General features: G+C 67.7%; 12 protein-coding genes. All 12 read right to left on the bottom strand.

Annotated features, from left to right (window positions below; all coding sequences use genetic code 11):
- Position 1: 1 nt before the first annotated feature.
- The 12 genes from ACP93_RS02405 to ACP93_RS02355 all read right to left on the bottom strand — a co-directional run bounded on the left by ACP93_RS02405 (position 2) and on the right by ACP93_RS02355 (position 14,547).
- Positions 2-2,239 (bottom strand): hypothetical protein, encoded by a 2,238-nt coding sequence (locus ACP93_RS02405; RefSeq protein WP_053069673.1) that lies wholly within the window; start codon positions 2,237-2,239, stop codon positions 2-4.
- Positions 2,229-3,662, bottom strand: a complete 1,434-nt coding sequence (locus ACP93_RS02400; protein ID WP_131721573.1) for a hypothetical protein — start codon at positions 3,660-3,662, stop codon at positions 2,229-2,231. Before ACP93_RS02400 ends, ACP93_RS02405 begins: the two co-directional genes overlap by 11 nt.
- A gap of 152 nt (positions 3,663-3,814) precedes the next feature.
- Positions 3,815-4,510 carry a hypothetical protein gene (locus tag ACP93_RS20785; protein ID WP_131721572.1) on the bottom strand — a complete coding sequence of 232 codons (696 nt, stop codon included), beginning with the start codon at positions 4,508-4,510 and terminating at the stop codon, positions 3,815-3,817.
- 2 nt (positions 4,511-4,512) lie between these two features.
- Positions 4,513-4,959: a hypothetical protein gene (locus ACP93_RS02390; RefSeq protein ID WP_053069669.1), complete on the bottom strand. Its 447-nt coding sequence runs from the start codon at positions 4,957-4,959 to the stop codon at positions 4,513-4,515.
- A complete protein-coding gene (locus ACP93_RS20780) occupies positions 4,956-7,913 on the bottom strand; it encodes a packaged DNA stabilization protein (protein WP_053069667.1) in 2,958 nt (985 codons plus the stop codon). The genes ACP93_RS02390 and ACP93_RS20780 overlap by 4 nt, the downstream gene beginning before the upstream one ends.
- Positions 7,913-8,326, bottom strand: a complete 414-nt coding sequence (locus tag ACP93_RS02380) for a packaged DNA stabilization gp4 family protein (RefSeq protein ID WP_048489246.1) — start codon at positions 8,324-8,326, stop codon at positions 7,913-7,915. Before ACP93_RS02380 ends, ACP93_RS20780 begins: the two co-directional genes overlap by 1 nt.
- Positions 8,323-8,469 carry a hypothetical protein gene (locus ACP93_RS21970; RefSeq protein ID WP_157862424.1) on the bottom strand — a complete coding sequence of 49 codons (147 nt, stop codon included), beginning with the start codon at positions 8,467-8,469 and terminating at the stop codon, positions 8,323-8,325. Before ACP93_RS21970 ends, ACP93_RS02380 begins: the two co-directional genes overlap by 4 nt.
- A 56-nt stretch (positions 8,470-8,525) precedes the next feature.
- Positions 8,526-9,734: a P22 phage major capsid protein family protein gene (locus tag ACP93_RS02375; RefSeq protein WP_048489245.1), complete on the bottom strand. Its 1,209-nt coding sequence runs from the start codon at positions 9,732-9,734 to the stop codon at positions 8,526-8,528.
- 16 nt (positions 9,735-9,750) lie between these two features.
- Complete coding sequence (locus tag ACP93_RS02370) at positions 9,751-10,620, bottom strand: hypothetical protein (protein WP_048489244.1); 870 nt, start codon at positions 10,618-10,620, stop codon at positions 9,751-9,753.
- Positions 10,621-10,665: 45 nt separating this feature from the next.
- A complete protein-coding gene (locus ACP93_RS02365) occupies positions 10,666-12,693 on the bottom strand; it encodes a portal protein (protein ID WP_048489243.1) in 2,028 nt (675 codons plus the stop codon).
- A complete protein-coding gene (locus ACP93_RS02360) occupies positions 12,693-14,039 on the bottom strand; it encodes a PBSX family phage terminase large subunit (RefSeq protein ID WP_048489242.1) in 1,347 nt (448 codons plus the stop codon). Before ACP93_RS02360 ends, ACP93_RS02365 begins: the two co-directional genes overlap by 1 nt.
- The gene (locus tag ACP93_RS02355; RefSeq protein ID WP_053069665.1) at positions 14,020-14,547 is read right to left on the bottom strand and encodes a terminase small subunit-like protein; all 528 of its coding nucleotides are present in this window, start codon (positions 14,545-14,547) and stop codon (positions 14,020-14,022) included. The genes ACP93_RS02360 and ACP93_RS02355 overlap by 20 nt, the downstream gene beginning before the upstream one ends.
- Positions 14,548-14,657 lie beyond the last annotated feature (110 nt).

Genomic DNA, 14,657 nt, shown 5'->3' with positions numbered 1-14,657 from the left:
TCTATCGTTGGGTGGTGCCGCGGTTGGCGCGGCCGTCTTTGTCTTGACGCGCCTGCTCTAGCACGTCTGCAGCCGCGGCCAGATCTTGGTCGCCGCTCCGCTGTGCGGCTTGGCGCATCGCTTGGACCTGGCCGAGGATCGCGCCCTGCGGCAACTTGGTGGTCTGGGCCAGCGCGGTGACAACGCGAGGATTCGTCATCAGCCTTGCGGTCAAGTTGGCGCCGACGCCGCCGGATATCAGGCTGCCGGTCGTGATCAGGCTCGGATCGAATAGCGAAGCAACGAGGCTCGCTCCGTAGGTCAGCGCCGCCGCGCGGTTCGCCGTGCCCGAAGGGTTCGCGTAGACCTTGGCCCCGTCCTTGATGTTGCTCGCCACGCGCGCGATGCGGTCCATGTTCTGGCTGAACCCGCCGCCGTAGCGGTCGAATAGAGCCCGCTTTGCCTCTGGACTGACCCGGTTCCAGTTGGTCAGGAACGTGGCGGCCGAGAAGACATCACCCGCGGCGTCCTGTGCGCCTGGTGTCGCCAGGCCCATGCGCCTGATGACCGCCGCCGTAACAGCTCTCTGACCATCCGGAGGCAGGGACTGCATCACAGCGCGCAACGTGGTCCCGCCATCCTGAGTGCCAGACATCGTCGCGGCGTAGACCTTCTCCGGGCCGCCGTTCTTGTCCACCACCCGCTGGATCTGCTCGAGGCGTTCGGACGACACGCGGGTGTAGGTGTTGGCGCGCCGCGCCGCGCGCACCGCGTCGGGACCCTGCGCAGCGGCGACCGCTTCCATGTCGCGCGAGAGGGCTGCATAAATGCCGCTGAGCTGACGGGCCGGCGTGTCAGGGGTCATGGAAAAGTCGCTCATCCGCTCGCCTACTTCGGTGCGGATCCTGCGCAGCGCTTCGTATGGGATCTGGCCGCCGCCAGCCTGCAGGTCTGCCTCAAGGTTGGAGCGCAATCGCTGCAACCATGGATTCACGAGCGCCCCCGTAGTCGCGGCAGCACCAGCGGTCGGCTGCGTCATGGCGGCCAGAGCGTTCGTGGTGTTGGTCATCGGCGTGGCAGTGCTCGCCGGGATGAAGCGGTCGGCCTCCGAGTAGAGGGCGCGACGCGCGGCCCCGACATTGTTCTCGAACGTCTGCACGCCAGCCTCGATTGCCCTGCCGGCTCGCTCAGCGCTCGCATTGCGCGACAGGCTCTCGCCCATACCCTGCAGCCCGGCGCCTACGTCGTCGGCCTGGCGCTCTGCAAAGCGGGTCATGACGCCCGTACTGGTCGGCGCTGCCGCCAGCAGGTTCTCGACGCCCTGCAGCGTCCGATTGCCCGAGGCTTGTGCAACGGAGGGATTGGCTCCCAGCGCAGCGAAGTCATCGATGGTGCGCTGCATCTGCGCACCACTGGATCCGCGCACCAGCCCGCGCGCGCCAGCGGCGCCCAGCGTCGCCAGCAAGTTCGGCCCGAGGCCGCCGGCCAGCGATGCAGCCAGCTGCGCGCCGGTGCCGCCGCCAGCCTCGCGCGTAGCGGACGCGGCACCGGAGCCTGCAGCCGCACTTACCGCCTGCGCGACAGGCTGCGTCGTCAGCAGGTTGGCCAGGCGATTGGTCACTGGTGCGGCGGCGGCGCGCCCCAGGTTGGTCAACGCGTTGATGCCGCCGCCGATGCCCATGGTCAGGCCTGTCCCGGTCAGCGCCTCGCCCATGTCGCTGATGATGCGCTCCTGCGCCGTCTGCGGTCGGCGCATGCCCATCTCGTCGGCAACTTGGCCAGCAGCATCGCGGTACGACTTCCCGCCCGTGCCCAGCTGCGTACCCCAGCCCGCAGCCTGGTCGATCGGGTCCAGGACGTAGTGGTTTAGTGCGTCGCCGCCCAAGGAGCCATACAGCCCTGCCGCGCCCTGCATCACCTGTCGGCCGCCGATCTCGCCTAGGAACCGGCCCAGGGCGGTGCCTTCCTGCACCTGAGGCACGGCCGGCTGACCCGAGACCATGCGCGCTAGGGCGCTGTTGTTCGCTGCCGGCGCTTCTTCCTGCGCCTGCGCTTGCGGGGCCGCGACACCCGGCTGGTCATCCCACACGACCTGGGATAGGTCGATCGGCTGTTGCGCGGCGGCTGCGGCCTGCTGGGCGCGCAGCTGGCTCTCGCTCACGCCGCCGGTGATGTCGATCTCCAGCGGCTGCTGGCCGCCGGCAGGCTGTGGCGCGTCGTCCCACTTCACCTGCGCCAGCAGAGACGGGTCAATTTCCATAGCTCGTGGTCCCGTCGCTGAACTGGACGACCTTGCGGCCATCGGGAAGGGTGCCGGTGCGCACGATTGTGCGGCCGCCAGCGGTGCCCTGCTGCAGCTGCGGCTGCGCCGATGGCGCGCCCGCGGTTGGCGGCGCACCGCCGTACTGCCGCTGGTAGGCGGCCTGCATGCGACCCTTCGCGGCGTTCGCGTAGTCGATGACCTTTTTCAGGTTCGCGCGGAACGACTCCGCGGACTGCGACCCGGCCAGCGCGGCCAGGTTCGACTGCAGCAGCGTGTTTTCCTGTTCGGACACGCTGCCCAGTGCGCCGCCGGTCTTCGACGCGTCGCGCATCGCCTGCAGGACACCGAAGCCGACCTGCGACCGCAGCGTGTCCAGCTCCGCGCGCGCGTTCGCGGCCGCAGAACCTGGCACGTCAGGGATGGCGCCGCGCAGCCCCGTGATGCCGTCGAGGCCTGGGTGATTGGCCAGGGCCGACGCCTGGGCCGCGAGGCGATCCAGATTGGACGTGGCGTCCTGCAGCGCCGTGTAGGCCGGCGCGGCCGCTGCCTGCTTGGTGGCGTTCGACTTGATCTGCGCTTCCCCGGCCGCGGTGCTGAGCGCGGCATTCGTGCGCATGCCCAGCTCCTGGGGCAGGTACTGCAACTGCGCCGCCTGCTTCGCCGCCTCGGTCGCGGCGGCCTGCTCTTCCGGCGCGCGGCCCACGAACGTGCCGGCGTTGGTTGCGGGCATGGCCGGCCGGCTGCCACCACTGAACTGCGAGGCCCGGCCCCGCAGGAACCGATCGACCTGGTCGGCCGGGATGCCGGCGGCGATCATCTGGTTGGCCAGTTGCGCGTCCTGCTCGATCACCTGCTGGCCGCCGCCTTGTGGCAGCACCGGCGCGCTGGGCGCCGACATCGCGCCCACGACGCCGCCGGTCTGCGGATCGAAGCTGGTGCCGTCCGGTAGGTCGATGCGCCCCGTGCGGCCGTTTAGCACGCCGATGCGCTCGCGGCCATCCGGGCCAGTGAACTTGACCTGCGTGAAGCCCGAGCTGGACGCGCGCCCCTCCTGCCCCAGCGCGATCTTCGCGGCGTTCTGGTACTCGGGCGTGCCCGGCTGCAGGCCGGCCGCTGCTGCCTTCATCTGGAACTCGCGGAAGCCAGTCGGCGTGCCGCCCTTGAGGTCGGGATCCAGGTACGCGGTCTGCGCCAGAAACGCGCCGATGCCCTGCGCCTCCTGCGCCGGGTCCATGTCCAGCGGATAGGCCGTGCCGGGCTTCAGCGTGTCCATGAATGGCTTGATCGTCTGCCGCGCGGCCATGATCTGCTGCTGGTTGCCAGATTGCAGAGCCGCCTGCAGATACTTCGCCGCACCACGCGCCTTCAGCGCCAGGTTGTCGCCTGCGCCGGCGTAGGCCTGGGCGGCCTGCGGGTCCACTGCAGCAGCCTGCGCGAACGCCGCCGGATCTCCAGCCACGACCCGCGGCGCCAGATTGGTGAGCTTGTTCTGGTTGAGCTGCTGGCGCTGCTGGTCGACGATCGCATTGCCGGCCTGGTATCCGCCCATGAAGTCGGTCAGTCCGTTGGCCATCATGCCGCCCTCGCGAAGTTGGTCAGGTTGTTGCCGAAGTTGTAGTTGCTGCCGGCGCCGGTGGTTGCCTGCAAGCCATACAGCGATCCGTTGCCGTAGCTGCTGGCGCGGCCGCCGCCGGCATAGTTGGTCAGGAGATTGCTGCCCAAATTGGTGCCGATCCCCGTCAGCAACCCAGTCAGCGCGGCGTCCGTAGAGCCGTTCGACAGCGCCAGGTTGGCGTTCGTGGATCCCACCGCGTTGGCATAGCCGGTGTTGACGCCAGCCAGCGCGCCTGCCGCCGACTGGCCCATGCCCGCAAGGCCCGACAACCGGTTGTAGAAGTTGCCGTAGTTCTGCGATGCCAGGCCGGAGGCGTAGTCCATCAGGTCCGCACTGTGGCCGCCCGAGTAGAGGCTGCCGCTGGCGGCCGCGCTACGGTCCAGCGCCTGGATGCCCTGGTCGCGCGTCCATGCGTAGTCCGGCGACTCCTTGAAGCTGTCGAAGTTGCCGGCGTTGAGCTGCTGGATCTGCGTCAGCGCGTTCTGCCCCGCCGTCAGGTAGGGCTGCATGTTGGCGTTGTTTGCCGCCCATGCCTGTGTCTGCGCCGCGTTCGACGCATTGGCTGCGTCCTTCGCCGCGTTCTTCTGCTGATTCGCGGAATACGCCCCGCCAATGGCCGTCACCGCGGCGGCTCCAACTGCTACCCAGCCCATGGTTACTCCCCTTCGTGCGTGATGGCCGGAAGAGGCTCCGGCTCGATGAACTTGGACTCGATCGACGCCACGTCCCGCAGCTTGGTGGGGTGGACGTTGATCCAGATGGTGTCGGTGTGGGCGTAGCCCACTTTCTTGCAGCCCGCGGGCGACGTGAACACCGCCGGCGCGCAAAGCCGCCGCACGCCTTCGGGTGTGGTGACTTCGATCTCGCCCTGCGCCAGGATGTTCAGGGTGGCGAATCTGTGGACCTTCCCGGTCAGCACGGTGCCCGCGGGAATGAAGACCTCGCGGCAGTAGATGCCATCGGCAAAGTGATGCTTCACGGGGATGTCTGCCTGCGGGTACTTGCGTAGTTCAGCCTCAAGCGCACGCAACTGCTCCATGGTCGGGTGTCGCCCAGCCCTGGCCAGCGGGCCAGCGCTCTCGTCGTGGTCTTCGTTGCTCATCGCAGCATCCTGATAGTGGCCACCGCGCCCTCAAGCTCGGTCGGCAGGGGTGAGCTGGTGCGGATGCGCCATACGCGATTGCGCAGGCGCCCGAGGTTGTTGATCTGGATCCGCTTGCCGTACTCGCCGACTTCGCCCAGGTCGCGCCGGATCCAGTTGGTGTAGTTGCGGCCGTCGTCCGAGTAGCAGATCTCGATCGCGCGGTCCGGTAGCTCGGCCTGGGTGCGGTAGCGCCCCTGCAGCCAGTGCCCGCGCGGGTAGTTTCCGTAGTCGCCCCACTCGCTTGTGAGCGACGGGAACTGAGGGTATGGCCGTGCATCCCACGTCCACGCGATCATGTTGTCGGTGGAGAGCATCGCGCCGCCGTGCTCGCGCCAGTAGCCGATCGTCGCCTCGTAGTAGCTCCGCTGCGCTAAGTCGTCGCGCAGGCCGGTCGAGAAGTACGGCAGCGTCGACTCGCTGCTGTTGGGGTCGAAGAACACGTTCGGTTGGTTCGGCCCCCTATTGATCGCCGGACATCCATACTCCGTGAACCATATGGGCTTGCTGCCAGGGACCCATGCGGTGGCCGTCGTCTCGACGCCGGCGGCGCGCGCCACGTGCGTGTTGCTCCACCAACCGCGGATGTCCTTTTGCCGATAGACCCAGGGCTTGCCGTAGGCGCCATCGGTGATGGGTGCCTTGATGTTGTTCGCGCGGTCCACGTAGTACCAGTCGAACAGCTCGCCGCCCTCGATGTTCGACTGCAGATACGGAACGCTGTAGATCAGGCTCGGGTTGTCGTCGGCGCGCACGTTCGCGATCGGCAGGTAGTTGTCGATGCCCACGAAATCGATGTTGCTGTCCGCCCACAGCGGATCCAGGTGGAAGTTGAGCGTTCCGTCGGGGTACTGCCGGCTGTGGTACTCGGTCCAGTCCGCAGCGTAGGAGACCAGCGCCGTCGGCATGGCCGCCTTGACGCCGGCGGCGATCGTGCGCAGCTGCGCGACGGCCGGGTACACCGTGGCGGCCGAGCGGACCTGCGTGATTCCGACCATTTCCGACCCGATCAGGAACACGTCGACGCCGCCAGCGCTGGCGCACAGGTCGCGGTAGTGCGCGATGAAGCGCGCAAACCCCCAAGTCCGGCTGAAGAACGTGTCGATCTGTGTGCCGGCCGCGGCGGTGCCGTCGGGGGTGCCGGCCTGCCCGGGCGCCGGGTAGCACGTCACGCGGCCTCGCCACGGGTTGATCGGCTGGCTGCTGCCGCCGTAAGGGTTCGGCAGCGTGTTCCCGGCCGGCACGTCCATCAGCACGAACGGATAGAACACGATGCGCTTGCCCTGCGCGCGCAGATACTGGATCACCTGCACGATCGAGTCGTCGGACGGCGTCGAGCCGTACACGCTGTGGCCGCCGTTGGGATCGGACACGAACGTGACCAACGTGGCGGTGCTGGCGGTGACGCCGGCCACCTGCCAGTTGCTCGGCGACCAGGACACGCTGCCCTGCGTGCCCGGCGCGACCGCCAGGCGCGGCTTGATCTGACACTGGCCGGCGCGCAGGTCGTCGCCGAACCACGACACCACCAGGCTCACGGTGTTGCAGGTCGGCAGCGAGGCGAACAGCTGTTCCAGCGCAACGATCACGTCCGTCTTGCCGGTGCCGGTGTGCTGGTTCTCCACCACCGGCAGCTGCGCGCCGACGGTACGCGTGTGCGCCACCGTCGAGTAGGCGAAGCTGCCGGTGGAAGGGATCAGCGTTACGCCGGAGATGTCGAGCGAAGGCTGCGGGTCCTCCTGGCTGGCCGCACCGGTGCGCACCAGCAGTTCCAGGTACGGCACCTCCAGCGCGTTCATGTCGGCCGTGGTGGGCTGCGAAACGCGCTCGCGCACGATCGGCTGGCTCCCTTCCAGCGCATAGTCCTCGTCCAGCACCCACAGCTGGCCGCTGAAGGCGTCGCCGGCGACCCAGATGCCGTTCCACTTCACCAGGTGGCTCACGCGCCAGCGATCCAGCCCGAACGACGTGGCGCGGTGCCATAGCCGGGTGACCACGTCATGGCCATAGGTGCGCCCGTCCGGCAGCGTCAGGTAGTAGACCTTGTGGCGGCTGCCCTCCCATGCGAACGCGTATGCCTGCGACCAGTTCTGGCCGCGGATCGCGTCCTGCAAAGGGCCGTTCGAGATCGGCACCGCCTGGTAGCCGTCGAGGCGGTACACCACACCATCGTTGCCCAGCCACATCGGGCTGTTGTCCAGGTTCACCACGGAATCGGCGCTGGCACACCCCCGCTCCACCACGACGCCCTTGTTCTTGAACGTTTTGGTGTTGGTGCCCGAGTCGTAGAAGAACTCGATTGTGGTCTCGTTGAAGACCACGACCTCCTTCTGCGACACGGTCAGCGTGACGATCTTGTCCGGCGATGCTTCGGACTCGTAGCGGTCGAGCGTGTTGTAGTTCTTGGCGTCCGCCAGTTGGCTGTGGAACCAGAAGCGGCCGAACGGCTCGACCTGCGGCAGGTAGCTGTCGATGTACCCCGCGGACTTCGCGCCGGGGTAGCCCTCGTCGGAGATCCGCGCCAGGTTGCCGGCGACCGTGTCCCAGACGTAGCCGCTCTGGCCGTTGGCGACCAGCAACTGGTTGCCGCCGGTGATCTGGTTGTGCGCCATGTGCACGCGCGTGACGCCCGGGATGATGCCGCGCGCCGTGGCCACCACCTTGGACGACACCTGGTAGAGCTTGTTGCCCGACACGGCGAACAGCGCGCCCTCGGCCACGTGCAGGCCGCGGATCGGGCCGTTGGCCAGGTCCACGAGCGGCCGCAGGCCCGGCCGCGACACCAGCTTCATGCGCGTGCGCGTGCCCTGCGTCTCGGCGACCTCGGGAATCCAGTTGATGCAGTCCTCCGCGCACCACTCCAGCGCGTGGTCAGCGGCAAAGCCGCCCAGCAGGTCGAGCGGTTGGGTACGCATCAGCAGTTGAATCCGTCGCGCCAGCTGCCGGCGGGCCTACCCTGACCGCACGGCAGGTCCGGATATTCCAGGCGCTGGAAGCTGTTGGAGATCTCGCGTGCCTTGAGGGTCGAATAGCCCACCGAGGCGCGCGCCAGCACGTCTGGCTCCAGCTCACAGCCGTACCGCGGCCGCAGACTAACTGCCAGGTTGTCGGTGATGGCCTGCTCGGCCTCGGGCGGCGCCGGCAGGGTGTCGCCAGGATTCGAGACGTCGCTCCAGCCGAGCGCTGGGCCGTCAATCTCCCACACGCGCATCATCAGGTTGAGCGCGCGGATGCCGGCTGCCATGTCCTCGGCCTCGGGCGCCTCGCGCGGGTCCAGCACCCGCAGGAGGCACAGAGCGTCGGTCACGATCCTGGCGACGGCGGTCACTTGTCGCCCTTGCCCTTGGCCGGGCGCTCGCCGAGCGGCAGGAAGCCGTTGGCTTTCTGCGCGTCCTGCTCTTCCTGGCTCTGGACGATGACGGTATCGCCCTCCAGCTCGCCGCCTTGGTACAGCATCTTCGGGAATTCCATGGTGCACTCCTGATCGAAACGGAAAGGGGCCAGCCCGAAGGCCGGCCCCTGTGGGGTTACTCGGTGATGCGCACCGAGTGGTCGGGACGCACCGCGGCCTCGCCGTACAGCACGTCGATACGGGTGTTCTCCCGGTCGTTGTAGCCGTCGCCGAAGGTCATCACGCGGACGCTGACCTTGCCGATGGTGGCGGTGTAGCCCTCGCAGGACGCCAGCACCGGCAGCGGCGCGAAAGCGGCGGCGAACGCATCGCGGTGGAAGCCGATGCCCTGGCGCTTGCTCTGCGAGGCGGTGCCGAACACGGTGATCGCCGCGCTGTTCGCCGGCGATGCAGTGACGGTGCCGATGTAGGTCGAGGTGACCGGGTAGATCGCCGGGAAGATCGAGACGCTGCCCGCGCCGCCGGCGTAGTCTGCGGTGACCACGAACATGCGCGGCTGCCCGGTATCCGCACCGGTGATCGGGTGCACCGCGTTGACGCCGGCGATGGTGAAGACCGTACCGCGGGTCAGCGCACCGGTGCCGGTCGTCACCGCCAGCAGGTTGCCCGTCTGGCCAGCGCCATTGACCGCGTAGCCGGAGCCGGCGCCGTTGGCCTGCACCGACAGACCCTGCTGCTCGTAGAAGTCGAATCCGGCGAAGCGCCCGACGGCGTTCTCGCTGAACTCCTCCTCCAACTCGCCCTTCGTGTGGAACAGGGGCGAGTTGGCCTCGGCCAGCGCGATGTTCGCGTCGGACGAGAAGTGCAGGCTGCGGTCACCGCTGGGCGCCAGGAAGCGGTTCAGCATGGCGCTGGCCGCGCGGTACGGCGTGCGGGTGCTCGGGATCGTGCCCCAGGTGCCCACCACGTTGGCGGTCTGGTAGCGCATGCGGTTCAGGAGGTCCGCATTGATCTTGGAGCTGAGCGCCTGCATGGCCGGCTTCAGGAACCGCTTCTTGAAGTCGGTCAGCTCGAGCTTCTTCTCCTTCGCGCCGAAGGTCAGGCCGACGTGCTTCTGGGTGTCCAGGATCAGGTTGACGTAGCTCTCGTTGGTCGACGGCGCGGTGGAGCTGCCGCCGGCGAACACGTTGCCGTCGAACACGACCGGGGTGGGCGGGATCATCACCTTGACGGTGTCGCCCTTGCCGTAGCCGTTGACCTCCTCGCCGAACTCGATCGAGCGGTCGGTGTTGATGTTGCTGACGACTTCGTTTTCTTCCACCAGCATCTTGGCCGCCTCGCGGGCAACCATCTGGTGGGTCAGTGCTTGGCCGACGTTGGCCATGGTGAACTCCTATGGGTTATCGCTTGCGCCTGCGCTCCCGGTCACGCGCGTACCACTGGTCGTCGGTGAGCTTTTCCGGCGGGGTTTCCGCTGGCGCACGACCGCCGACGCGCGGCGCGGGGGCCGGCGCTTGGGAAATGGGTTTGGGTTGGGTGGCGATTGCCGGAGTGGCCAGTGCGTTCGCCGCGGCCGCGGCAGGCGCAATCGGTTCCGGCGGCGCATCGCTCATGCGCGCGGCGTAGCGGGCCAGCGCCCGCTCCAGTAGCTCGGGGCGTGTGGACGCCAACTGCAGCAGCTCGTCCTCGTTCTGGGCGAGCCGATAAGCGATCTCCGGCCCCTTTTCGTGGGCGATGATCGCGGCCTGAAGCTCCGGCAGCAGCAGCGAGGGATCCATCGAACCGACGACCTCGAGGTAGTCCTCATGGATCGCGGCGAATGCGTTTGCGCGCTGCGCATACGCGTTGGCGGTTTCCTGCTGCTTCTGGGCTTCGGCCTTGGTCTGGTTTTCCGCGTCCCACTGCTTGCGGGCCTCGGCCAGCTCGTGCTGGATCTTGGCGCGCTGGTACGCGTCTTCATCGAAATTGAAGTCCTCCGGCTTCGGCGCACCCTTCGGTTCGGGCGCCTTCGGCAGGCGGGCTTCGATGTCGGCGATCTTGCGGCGGTACTCGGCGTTCTCCGCGTTCAGCCGCTGGATGTAGTCGCGCGTGCGGTTGCGCTTGCGCTCCGCATCGGCCTTGTCCTTGTCGGCGGCCGGCTGCTGGGCGGCCGCATCGGCCTCCATGCGCTGCGCTTCGATGTCGTTGCGCGGCTGCGGCTGCTGGGCCTGGGTGTTCCCTTCGGCCACGGTCTGGCCGCCCTGGGGCAGGGCTTCGGTGTTGTCGCTCATCTCATCCTCTCGGGTTTCGGCCAAGCCGGGCCGATGCGGGCGGCGTTACGCCGTGGGTGCGGGCAAAGAAAAACCGCCTTGCGGCGGTTGATTGGGCATCTGGGCGGGCATCGGCATGCCCTGCGGGTCGGGTAGCGGCGGCGCGCCCGGCGGCGCTGCCGTGGCCTGCAGCTGCTGCAGGATGGCTGGCAGCATCTGCTGCAGCTGGAGCTGCTGAGCGATCGTCAGGTTCTCCAACTGCTGGCCCTCGGCCTGGGCCTGCGCCAACTGCGCTTGCGCGGCGGTCTTGCCGGCTTCCGCCTGCACCTTCGGGTCAGGCTGCTGCGGCTTCGGCGGCTCCTCGCCGTCCTTCGGAGGGATGACGCCCTGCTCCACCAGGATCTTGCGGAACGCTTCGTCCAGCTCCTCCGATCCCGGCAGATCCATGTTCTTGATCGCGGTGTATGCCATGAGCGCGGCGATCGGCGGCGGCAGGCCCGGCCCCATCTGGCCAAGCATCTGGGTGAACGCGTCGACAGCCTCCATGCGCTGGGTGGCGAAGCTCGGGCCGACGGTGATGGTCACGTCGTACTTCCCCTTGCGGATGTCGTTGAGCACTATGGTTTGCCCGGTCTCCGGGTCCACCACCTCCTGGTAGAGGGTCTTCCACTTCTCGCCGCCGTCGGCGCCGAGCACGCGCACGACGCGCTGGGTGTCGTACACCCGCGGGATCATGTCGACCAGGATCTCGTAGGTGTACTGGATCGCGTAGCCCAGGTTGTCCAGGTAGTTGAAGGTCGCCACCGCGCCCTGCAGCTTGCGCGCGTTGATCGCGCGGCCGCTGGTCTCGTTCGACGTGGCGCCCAGGCTGGCGTTGTAGCGGCCGGTGCTGGCCTTGATGTCCTCGTTGTCCATCGCCGCCAGCTGCAGCAGCGCGGCCGGGATCTCAGCCTGCTGCGAGCGCTTCGGGATGTCGGTCGCGGCGTCCGCCAGGGGCAGGTACGGGAAGTCCTCGGAATTCGCTGCCTTCCAAAAATTCTCGTACCCCTTGATGTCCTTCATCCTCAAGATGAAGGGCGCTTTCGGCGACTTCGCCACGGCCTCGATCGCCGCGGTGCGGTGCACGTTGTGCAAGCGCTGCTGGTCCTTATTCGCGCGGACCATGCCCTGCCAGTAGTCCTCGCCGTCGATATTGTCGATGTTGCCCCAGACCGGCACCAGGCCGATGTACTTGCTCGGGAACACCTGCGGCTCGGTCAGCCACTGGCTGCCGTTGCTCAGCCGGACCTTCACGACGTGAGAGTCCACGGTACGCCGGCGCAGGATCTGCAGGCCGGCCAGCGCCAGCTCGTCCTCGTCCAGTCCAGCCTCGTCGGCGAACACCACCGCGCCGCTGCTCAGCGCCCACAGCTCGCGCTTCTTCGGCTCCTTGTACCAGTATTCGACGATGCGGACCTTGCCGGCCTCGCGCCACTTCGACTGGTCGTGTGCCGCGTCGCCTTCGAAGTCAGCCAGGGGCACGTCCGGCCACTGCCGCTCGTAGTCGGCCTCGGGGATCAGTTCTTCCACGAACGCGAAGTTCGCGTCGCGCCGATCGATCTCCTGGGCCGCGGCGTCGAACTTCACGGCGTAGGGGTTGCGCACCGCCTTGATGCAGATGTCCTGCTCGAAGTCGTCGTCGTTGATGTAGTCGGTGCAGATCCGCCACACGCCGAAGCCGCCCTTCAGCGCCTTCTCGTAGGCGATGTCGTAGGCGCGGTCGGCGTTGCTCACCGACTCGATGTTGCGGCAGATGCCCTGCATGATCTCGGCCAAGCCGGTGTCGCTCTCCTCCGACGGGCGCACCTTGCCCTGCGGCCGGCCCTGACGCATCTCGTTGACCACGTCGCGGATGTGCGGGTAAAGCTTCGGGAACTCGTAGGTCGGCCGGTTGCGCCGGCGAGCCTTCAGCTGCTTGTCCCACTGCTCGCCGGGGATCGTGACGAACCGCTCGTCCTCGCGCGCCGCGTCGTACAGCTTGCTGCACGCCTCGGTCGCTCGGTCGTATCGCTTGCGCATCTCGGCCAGCGCGTCGTTGTCGGTGCGATCTGCCATCAGTAATCCGTTGGGTAGTCCATCAGACCGGAGGTGTCGGCCACGGTCGTGTGGTCGGTGCTCAGGTAGTCCACGGCCATCAGGCCGAATGCGTCGGAGCCGTGGCTGGCCCAGTCGTGGTTCGGGCCGAAGCCGATGTTGCGCTTCTCGTCGCGCTTCTCGTGATACCAGCCCAAGGCCGCTCGGCCGGCGCCGGTGGCGTCCGCCTCTTTGCCTTCCAGGCCTTCCCGTGCATCACGGACCATGGCGTTGTTGAACCACACGCTGGGCAGCACGCGCCGCGCCGCCTCGATGCGAGTCATCGCCGCGCCGACTCCCATATTGGGAATCACGCGAACCTCGAAGCCAGCTTTGCGCAACTCGCTCTCGTAGCTGACCGCATGCACCTTGTCGTGCGCTGCGCCGTCGTGTGGAAGCACGCAGGCAGCGCGATCGAAGCCGTTCCGGCGCAGCCAGTCCACGTGCGTTGCCAGCGGCTGCCCGACCGCCTCGTAGTAGCGCACCACGGGGATAGACCGACCGATGAACTGAACGATCCAGATTGCGCAAGCGTCGGCCTTGGCACCCGTGCCGCCGATGTCCCAGTAGGCCCGCAAGGTCATGAGCGGGTCTGCCGCGACACGGCTGATTCGCCCCTCTTCCTTGGCCTGCGCCAGCGCCGCGGCGTAGTACGCGCCGCTGATCGCCGTCTTCATCCCGCCTTCCCAGATGTGGTCGTAGCTGTCCGGCCGCTTCTCCTTGTCCTCAAGGCGCTTGCGGTTCAGCGACTCCGGGAAGAAAGGGTTGTCCCGCCAGTTCAGCTCAACGATCTTGCTGCGCGCCGGCGGATCATCGCGGAACCGCTTGTGCGTCGCGCTGGCTTCCCGCTCAGGGTTCCAGGTCACCCAGATCTCGGACCCTTCCTCCCGAACGGTCGGGATTGCCTTCTCCCAGGCCGTCTCGCTGACGTTCTCCGCTTCGTCCACCCACAACAGCAGGATGCGCGCCTTGGACTTGATGCTGTCCAGGTTGCGGCGCAGGCCGATGAAGACGAACTCAACCCTGCGGTCAGCGGTGCGGATGTACTCCTCGCCGACATCGAAGTGCGCGGCCAGCCACGGCTCCGACTGGATCGCCGCCTTGACCTCGGCCATGGACGACTCGGCCAGCGAGTTCATGAACTCGCGACCGCACACCACTACACCCCGGCGCCCTTCCTGCGCCCACATGAGAGCGCGAACCGCCGCCATCTTGGCGAAGCTGCGCGTCTTGGCTGAGCCGCGTCCACCGTAGGCGCCGCGGAAGTCAGCCTCACCGGCGAAGACCGGCACCAGCTTGGGCGGCAGTTCAATCCGGACTGTGGTCATCCGCTACCTGCGAGCCGGTCGCCGCCACCAGCTCAATGCGGGTCACCGACTGAACCGGCGCGCCGCCTGGGCCGCTGATCTCCTGAGCCACCTTGTCGCCCCAGCGCTTCGGGTTGAACTTCGCCAGCAGCTTCAGGCGGGTCTCAATGCGCAGCTTGGAGCGCTGGACGTGCTCGCCGTTGAACTGCAGCGCGATCTCGTCGCCCTTCTCTGCCGCGCGGTCCATCCAGTCGTTCCGGCTGTCGTCGGCGATTTCCAGGCACTGCTCGGCCAGTGCTTCCTCGCCCAGCTCCCTCGCGCACGCGATGGCGGCGGATACGTGCCGAGCACGCTCGGTCAGCTTGTCGTCGGCGTCCCGCTCGTTGATCCAGTCGCGAACGGTACGTGGAGCCAGTGCGGTGCCCTCGTCGCTGATCTCGCGGCAGATGACCGTCAGCGGCCGGCCCTTGGCCAGCTCCTGGCAGATGCGGTCCAGCAGCGCCTGGCTGTACTTGCTGGGGCGTGCCATCAGCAGCAGCCCCCGAGGTGAAGCGTCTGGGCGGCGGGACTCGAACCCGCTGGCAATGCCCTGGAGACGCCTATCGTTTCCGGCGTGGCGTTGCGGGCCTGGTCATTGAA

The sequence above is a fragment of the Xanthomonas sp. NCPPB 1128 genome, from assembly GCF_001043115.1.
Lineage (GTDB): Bacteria > Pseudomonadota > Gammaproteobacteria > Xanthomonadales > Xanthomonadaceae > Xanthomonas_A.
This window is presented reverse-complemented; position numbering and strand designations above follow the sequence as displayed.

Bases quoted from the DNA above. Each gene is read 5' to 3' on its own strand.
- ACP93_RS02360 (WP_048489242.1), bottom strand. From the start codon at position 14,039: ATGACCACAGTCCGGATTGAACTGCCGCCCAAGCTGGTGCCGGTCTTC.
- ACP93_RS02365 (WP_048489243.1), bottom strand. From the start codon at position 12,693: ATGGCAGATCGCACCGACAACGACGCGCTGGCCGAGATGCGCAAGCGA.
- ACP93_RS02375 (WP_048489245.1), bottom strand. From the start codon at position 9,734: ATGGCCAACGTCGGCCAAGCACTGACCCACCAGATGGTTGCCCGCGAG.
- ACP93_RS02390 (WP_053069669.1), bottom strand. From the start codon at position 4,959: ATGAGCAACGAAGACCACGACGAGAGCGCTGGCCCGCTGGCCAGGGCT.
- ACP93_RS20785 (WP_131721572.1), bottom strand. From the start codon at position 4,510: ATGGGCTGGGTAGCAGTTGGAGCCGCCGCGGTGACGGCCATTGGCGGG.
- ACP93_RS02370 (WP_048489244.1), bottom strand. From the start codon at position 10,620: ATGAGCGACAACACCGAAGCCCTGCCCCAGGGCGGCCAGACCGTGGCC.
- ACP93_RS20780 (WP_053069667.1), bottom strand. From the start codon at position 7,913: ATGCGTACCCAACCGCTCGACCTGCTGGGCGGCTTTGCCGCTGACCAC.
- ACP93_RS21970 (WP_157862424.1), bottom strand. From the start codon at position 8,469: ATGGAATTCCCGAAGATGCTGTACCAAGGCGGCGAGCTGGAGGGCGAT.
- ACP93_RS02355 (WP_053069665.1), bottom strand. From the start codon at position 14,547: ATGGCACGCCCCAGCAAGTACAGCCAGGCGCTGCTGGACCGCATCTGC.
- ACP93_RS02405 (WP_053069673.1), bottom strand. From the start codon at position 2,239: ATGGAAATTGACCCGTCTCTGCTGGCGCAGGTGAAGTGGGACGACGCG.